The organism is Haladaptatus paucihalophilus DX253 (assembly GCF_000376445.1).
Taxonomy (GTDB): Archaea; Halobacteriota; Halobacteria; order Halobacteriales; family Haladaptataceae; genus Haladaptatus; species Haladaptatus paucihalophilus.
Genome location: NZ_AQXI01000003.1, coordinates 357,238 through 363,901 on the forward strand (window position 1 = coordinate 357,238; position 6,664 = coordinate 363,901).

Annotated in this window: 6 protein-coding genes; 4 read left to right on the forward strand and 2 right to left on the reverse strand. The window is 61.5% G+C overall.

All coding sequences use genetic code 11. The annotated features are described in order from the left end of the window. Positions 1-76 precede the first annotated feature (76 nt). On the reverse strand, positions 77-1,069 hold the full coding sequence (locus B208_RS0120360; protein ID WP_007982105.1) for a glutathione S-transferase family protein: 993 nt from the start codon (positions 1,067-1,069) through the stop codon (positions 77-79). 323 nt (positions 1,070-1,392) lie between these two features. Between B208_RS0120360 and B208_RS0120365 the strand changes: the two genes are divergently transcribed. Further along, positions 1,393-2,526, forward strand: coding sequence for a citrate synthase (locus tag B208_RS0120365; RefSeq protein WP_007982107.1), 1,134 nt, complete (start codon positions 1,393-1,395; stop codon positions 2,524-2,526). Between the two features lie 54 nt (positions 2,527-2,580). Here B208_RS0120365 and B208_RS0120370 read toward each other — a convergent pair whose 3' ends face one another. Next, positions 2,581-3,438 carry a Rieske 2Fe-2S domain-containing protein gene (locus B208_RS0120370; protein WP_018129102.1) on the reverse strand — a complete coding sequence of 286 codons (858 nt, stop codon included), beginning with the start codon at positions 3,436-3,438 and terminating at the stop codon, positions 2,581-2,583. Between the two features lie 327 nt (positions 3,439-3,765). Here B208_RS0120370 and B208_RS0120375 point away from each other — a divergent pair, with 327 nt between their 5' ends. From B208_RS0120375 to B208_RS0120385, 3 genes are all read left to right on the forward strand, one after another. Then, the gene (locus tag B208_RS0120375; protein WP_026177980.1) at positions 3,766-5,241 is read left to right on the forward strand and encodes an ATPase domain-containing protein; all 1,476 of its coding nucleotides are present in this window, start codon (positions 3,766-3,768) and stop codon (positions 5,239-5,241) included. Next, complete coding sequence (locus tag B208_RS0120380) at positions 5,238-5,606, forward strand: DNA-binding transcriptional response regulator (RefSeq protein WP_007982112.1); 369 nt, start codon at positions 5,238-5,240, stop codon at positions 5,604-5,606. The genes B208_RS0120375 and B208_RS0120380 overlap by 4 nt, the downstream gene beginning before the upstream one ends. Positions 5,607-5,693: 87 nt before the next feature. Further along, entirely contained in the window at positions 5,694-6,440 is a 747-nt protein-coding gene (locus B208_RS0120385) for a ribonuclease H-like domain-containing protein (protein ID WP_018129103.1), read from the forward strand. The last annotated feature ends 224 nt before the right edge of the window (positions 6,441-6,664 follow it).

Genomic DNA, 6,664 nt, shown 5'->3' on the forward strand with positions numbered 1-6,664 from the left:
CGCGCACCTCTGGAAGTAAGATGATTTGTTACTTCATACTTTTCCAACGATGGTTATCTATGTATTCTGGGGATTTTCACCGTCGAATCTCGTTCGGCGGGCCACCCGCTAACCGCTCGCGGTCGTGGTCGGCATCGAAGTCGAGGTCCGGGCCGACGGGGACGATTCCGGCCGGGTTGATGTCCGCGTGGCTTCGGTAGTAGTGTTCCTTGATGTGGTCCATCCGAATCGTCTCGGCGACGTCGGGTAGCTGTGCCAACTCCTTCAGGTAGTTCCAGAGGTTCGGGTAGTCCGCGATTCGGCGGACGTTGCATTTGAAGTGCGTCGCGTACACCGCGTCGAAGCGCACGAGCGTCGTGAACAGGCAGAGGTCGGCCTCGGTCAGGTCCGGCCCGCAGAGGTAGCGTCGGTCGGCGAGTACTTCCTCCCAGCGGTTGAGCGCCTCGAACAGGTCGGACACGGCGGCTTCGTAGGCGGTCTGGGTCTCCGCGAACCCCGCACGGTACACGCCGTTGTTGATGGGGTCGTAGATGTCCTCGATGGTCTCGTCCACTTCCTCGCGGTACGTCTCGGGGTAGAGGGTCACGTCGCGGTCCGCGATGTCGTCGAACGCGGTGTCGAACATCCGCATTATCTCCGCCGACTCGTTGTTGACGACGGTTTCACGCTCCTCGTCCCAGAGGACGGGCACCGTCACGCGCCCGGTGAACTCGCGGTCGGCCTTCACGTACACTTCGCGGAGGTACTCCGCCCCGTTCGCGCTGTCAGCCGTACAGCCGAGCCGGTCGGGAGAGAACTCCCAGCCGTCGTTCTGCCGGTGTGGGTCCACGACCGACACCGAGATATGGTCTTCGAGTCCCTTCAGCGACCGCACGAGGAGCGTCCGGTGTGCCCACGGGCAGGCGTAGGAGACGTACAGGTGATAGCGACCCGATTCCGCCGGAAACTCGCTCTCCGGGTCGTCCTCGACCCACTCGCGGAACGACGTCGTTTGTCGCTCGAACTCACCCTCCTCGTTCGTGCTCTCGTACGCGTCGGTCCGCCACTCGCCGTCCACGAGCATGTTCATGCCAACGGATTGGGTTCTCCCGGCTTTAGGACTGGGGTTTCCCCACGTTCCTTCCGGGTTCGGTCGGGATTTCGTCGAAGGGATGGGTCGGAGAGTAATCCTTCCCGACCCATTCGAAGGGTATTTTTCTGTCCAATTAGAAATCTCTCCGCATTTCTGTCCAGATATCTTTCTGTATATCTATCCAGAAATCCCCATTCTCTTCGAGTCCGGCGCACCCGACTGAGCGATTTCCGGACGCTCCACGATTTTTCACGAATTTATATTTGTAATAGGAAATATAGGGTGTATATATGCTCCGGCGTTCGTAGTTCATTCGAAGCATGACCGACCAGACTATCAACGAGGGATTGGAGAACGTCATCGTCGCGGAAACCCGACGCAGCTACATCGACGGCGACGCCGGTGAACTGGTCATCGCCGGGTATCCGCTCGCGGAACTCGCCGAGCACGCGACGTTCGAGGAGACGGTCTTCCTCCTGTGGAACGACCGCCTGCCGACCGCCGAGGAGTTGGCGTCCTTCCGCGCCGACCTCGCCGCCTACCGCGACCTCTCGGATGCGACGCTTGACTTGCTCCGGGCGGCCGCGGCGGACGACGCCGACCCGATGGACGCGCTTCGGATGGGCGTCGCGGCCGCGACGCTCGGACACGAAACGGACGGTCCCGAGGACGAAGCCCGCCTCCTCGTCGCGCAACTGCCGACCATCGTGGCGGCCTACTGGCGACTCCGAAACGGGAACGAACCGGTCGCCCCCGACGGCGACCTCTCGCACGCCGCGAACTACCTCTACATGCTCACCGGGGAGAAACCGACCGACGCCGAGACGCGCGGCCTCGAAACCTATCTCAACTCCGTCGTGGACCACGGCCTCAACGCCTCGACGTTCAGCGGACGAGCCATCGTCTCGACGGAGACGGACCTCGTGTCGGCAGTTACGGGCGCGGTCGGCGCGCTCAAGGGGCCGCTCCACGGGGGCGCGCCCGGCCCGGTTCTCGACATGCTCCTCGACATCCACAACTCGGGCGACGCGGCGGGCTACGTCGAGGACAAACTCGACGAAGGAGAGCGAATCATGGGCTTCGGTCACCGGGTCTACAACGTCCGCGACCCGCGGGCCGCCGTGCTTTCGTCGGCCGCCGAATCCTTCTACGAGTCGGGTGGCGAGCGCGCGTTCTTCGAGACGGCGAAGACGGTTGAAACGACCACGACCGACCTGCTCTCGGAACGCAGGCCCGACCTCAGTCTGGCGACGAACGTCGAATTCTACACGGCCGTCCTCCTCCACGGCATCGGGATTCCGTCGGAACTGTTCACGACGACGTTCGCCATCGCCCGCGTCGGCGGATGGACCGCACACTGTCTGGAACAGCTCGACGACAACCGCATCATCCGGCCGCGCTCCGCCTACGTCGGCGGGGAAAATCGGGAGTGGCAACCGGTCGAGGAGCGGTAATCGGAAAGCGATAATCGGGAATTGCTCTACTCTGGAACTGCTCGTTACCCCTACTCACCCGACGAATCCGTCGGCCGTCGGCAGGGCGACGAACGAGAGCCGTTCGATGGCGTACGGGTCGTAGATGGACTGGTGGCACGGGCAGTAGATATCGTTTTGCGCGTTGAACTTCGCGCTCCCCGGGTCGGCTTTGAACAGCGGCACACAGCAGAAGTGCGTACACTTGTCGAGGATGGCGATGAACCCTTCCTGCGTGCTCGCCTGTAACCACTGGTTGTTCTTCGCCTTCTCCTCTATCGCCGTGCTCCTGATTATCTGGACGGGAATCGTCCCGCTCGCTTCCACGTCCTGTGACCGCCACGTCGCGGAGGCGGGTTTCCCGAGCCCGGATTTTCCGATGTCGTTCCCCCACGTCCTGTAGTCGTCGAAGTCGTCGATGTTGACCCTATCCCCCGCGGAAACCGATTCGGACTGCCACGTGTACTGCGAGGACGTGTAGCGGAAGTAGTTGTCCTGTTCCGCGTCCGGTTGGATACCGGGATACGTCTGGACGCCACAGTACTGGAACCACTGGGAGGAGTACGTGATTCCCCCCATCTGTTGTTCGGCGATGGTGACGGTGTTGCCGTTTCGTTCGACCTGCTTCACCTCGGGCCACACGCCTCTCAGGTCGCCGTTGCTATCGAGTTCGACCGGAATTTGGGGCATCCCCCGCGGTGCGGGTCCGGCGATGTTCTCGACGCCGTAGTATTCGACGGTCCCGCCACCCGCTCCGGAGGGCGACGTCGCGGTTTTCATCATCGCCGCCGTTCGCGCTCCGATACCGGCCAACTCCGCACTGCCGACGACTCCTTTCACGAACCGTCGGCGCGAGGACTCCTCCGGATATTTGTCGGTGTCTGCGTCGGACATCGTATTTTCACCTGCGTGTCGCTCACCCCGTCAGGGTCGGTGGACGAGCGGCTCACGCGATGACGTCGCTAGGTCCCTCTCTCCCTTTGTTATTTGTTGCCAATCGAACGGCTGCCGGTGCTTACCCCCTGACGGTTCCGGGTAAGTGTTCATTTTCTGCCACCTCGTCACGTTCTCGAAACCACCTTTGTCATACACGTTCTCAGACTGTTCATGTCACGGTTCGTTCCACCTATTTCCCCCGCATCGGGTCGCCGCTCCCTTGCGATTCGTTCCTTTCACGCCCAATAGAGATATATGTGTGTTCCCGCGATTATGTACTAGGGTATGACTCTCAGTCCACCGAAGCGGATATCGACCGGTGTGCCCGGACTGGACGAGATAGTGCACGGCGGACTCATTCCGGGACGAAGCTATCTCGTTCGAGGCGATCCGGGAACGGGGAAGACGATTCTCGGCATCAATTATCTCACCGCGAGTCTCGACGCGGGCGAGACGGTGTTGTTTGTCAATTTGGAGGAATCGGAATCTGACATTCGACAGAACGCGGCGACGCTGGGTATCGACCTCGACGACGTGCACTTCCTCGATTTGAGTCCCGATTCGGACGTGTTCGTCGACGACCAGTCCTACGATATCTTCTCTCCGAGCGAAGTCGAACAGGAACCGCTCACGCAGGCGATAACAGAGCGCGTCGAAACCATACAGCCGGATCGGGTGTTCATCGACCCCCTCACGAAACTCCGACATCTGACCTCGGATGAGTACCAGTTCCGAAAGCAGGTCATCGCGTTCATGCGCTACCTGAAAGAGCAGGGCGCGACCGTTCTCGTCACGTCGGAAAACACTGCGAACTCGCCGGACGATGACCTCCAGTACATGACGGACGGTACTATCGAACTCAAACGGTCCGAACGCGGTCGCACCATCAGCGTGCCGAAGTTCCGCGGCTCGTCGATTCGAGAGGGGAGACATTCGATGCGAATCGAGGCGGGCGGTCTCGCCGTCTATCCCGAACTGACGACGAGCAAGTCCGACGGCGAGTACGTCGCCGAACCCATCCCGTCGGGCGTCCCCGAAATCGACGAACTGCTGCACGGCGGTATCGAGCGCGGCACGGTGTCCGTCATCAGCGGTCCGACCGGCGTCGGGAAGACGACGGCCGGAACGCAGTTCATGAAGGAGGCCGCGAATCGCGGCGAGCGGTCGATAATCTACATGTTCGAGGAATCGACCGAGACGTTCATGCAACGGAACAAATCCGTCGGCATCCCGGTCGAAGAGATGATGGCGGAAGGGACGCTTTCGGTCGAAGAGGTCGAACCCCTCGACCACTCGGCGATGGAGTTCGCCAGAAAGGTGCGCCACGAAGTGGAGGACAACGACATCAGCATCGTGATGATAGACGGTCTGCAGGGGTACAAGCTGTCGGTCCAAAGCGAGGACAACGAGACGCTGGTCCGAAAGCTCCACACCCTCTCGCGCTACCTGAAGAGCATGGGCGTCACCGTCATCCTCGTGGACGAAATCGGCACCGTGACCGGTGAATTCCGCGCGACCGAGGCCGGTATCAGTTATCTCGCCGACACCCTCGTCTTCCTTCGCCACCTCGAAATCTCCGGCGAGATGCGCAAGGCCATCGGCGTGCTGAAAAAACGAACCAGCGATTTCGAGCGCACCCTCCGCGAGTTCCGCATCACCGAACACGGCGTCGAAGTCGGGAAACCGCTCACCGGTCTTCGCGGCGTCCTCTCGGGCGCTCCCGAGTGGGTCGAATCCGCGCCGGACCTCGACGATGAATGACCGCTTCGTCATCCGTGCTCGTCCTGAGTAAGAACGAGCGCAACCTCTCGCTCCTCGCCGACCTCGTTTCCGAGGAGGGTTGTGAGGCGACCACCGTCACGTCCGTCGCGGAGTTCGACACCGTGCTCCGAGACGAGGCGTCGATAGCCGTCGCCGTCCTCGATACGGAGGGGTACACCGCAGACCTCTGGAAACGGTGTGACGACCTCCACGAGCGCGGGGTTCCGATGGTCGTTCTCACGCCCGAGACGTCGCCGCGCCTCCGGCGCGAAGCCATCAGCCGCGGGGTTCGATCCATCCTCGAAAAGCCGGTCGATACCGCCGACCTGCGCGCGACGATTCGCGGCATGCTCAGTGCGGAGTAAGTTTCAACCATGGTTTCATTCACGGAACTGACGGTTTTCGTCCCCGAGAGACAACGCATTTAACGCTCTCGTGGTATCCTTCGGTCGATGCGAATCGAGAACAGTTTCATTCCCGTCCGCGGGGTGGGCGAGAAGACGGAACGGAAACTGTGGCGAAACGGCGTCACACACTGGGACGAGTTCGACCCGTCGTACGTCGGGGACGCCACCGGCGACCGAATCGAGTCGTTCATCGCCACCGCGAGCGAGCACTTGGACGACGGAAACTCCGCCTTTTTCGCGTCCGCCTTCCCCAGCGGCGAGGGATGGCGGTTGTACGAGAACTTCCGCTCTTCCACCTGCTTTTTCGATATCGAGACGACCGGGCTGAGCCACCACTCCAGCGTCGTCACCACGGTCAGCCTCCACCGCGACGGCGAGACGAAGACGCTCGTCCGCGGCGACGATTTGTCCGCAGACGCCCTTCGGCGCGAACTCGGCGAGTCGGACCTGATAGTCTCGTTCAACGGCAAGCGCTTCGACCAGCCGTTCCTCGAACACGAGTTCGACCTGTCGCTCGACACGCCCCACGTCGATTTGATGTACATCTGCAAGCGCCTCGGTCTCACCGGCGGCCTCAGCGCGGTGGAGTCCGACCTCGACATCAGTCGCGGCGGCATGGACATCGGCGGCGAGGACGCGGTTCGACTCTGGCACCAGTACGAAGCGGGCGACGAGGACGCCCTCGACGTTCTCGTCCGGTACAACCAGTACGACACGCAAAATCTGGAGACGATTCTCGACTACGCCTGCGAGACGCTCCACGACGACGTGTTCGCGCGACACCTCCCCTGACCGCGACTCTACCCCGATTTCCCCCGACTCGGACGGTTTCGACCTTTGGGACCTCGTACATTCGTATTTCCGTTTTGCGTGTTTCGCGCATTCGTACTGTTTCGCGCATTCGTACTGTTTCGCGCATTCGAATTTCCAGTCCGGCGCGCGCTGGCGAGGCGGGGGCTTTCGGAGTTCTCACTTCTGTAGATGTGTTCTCAGTAACAGCAAACTCACCTCGTAGC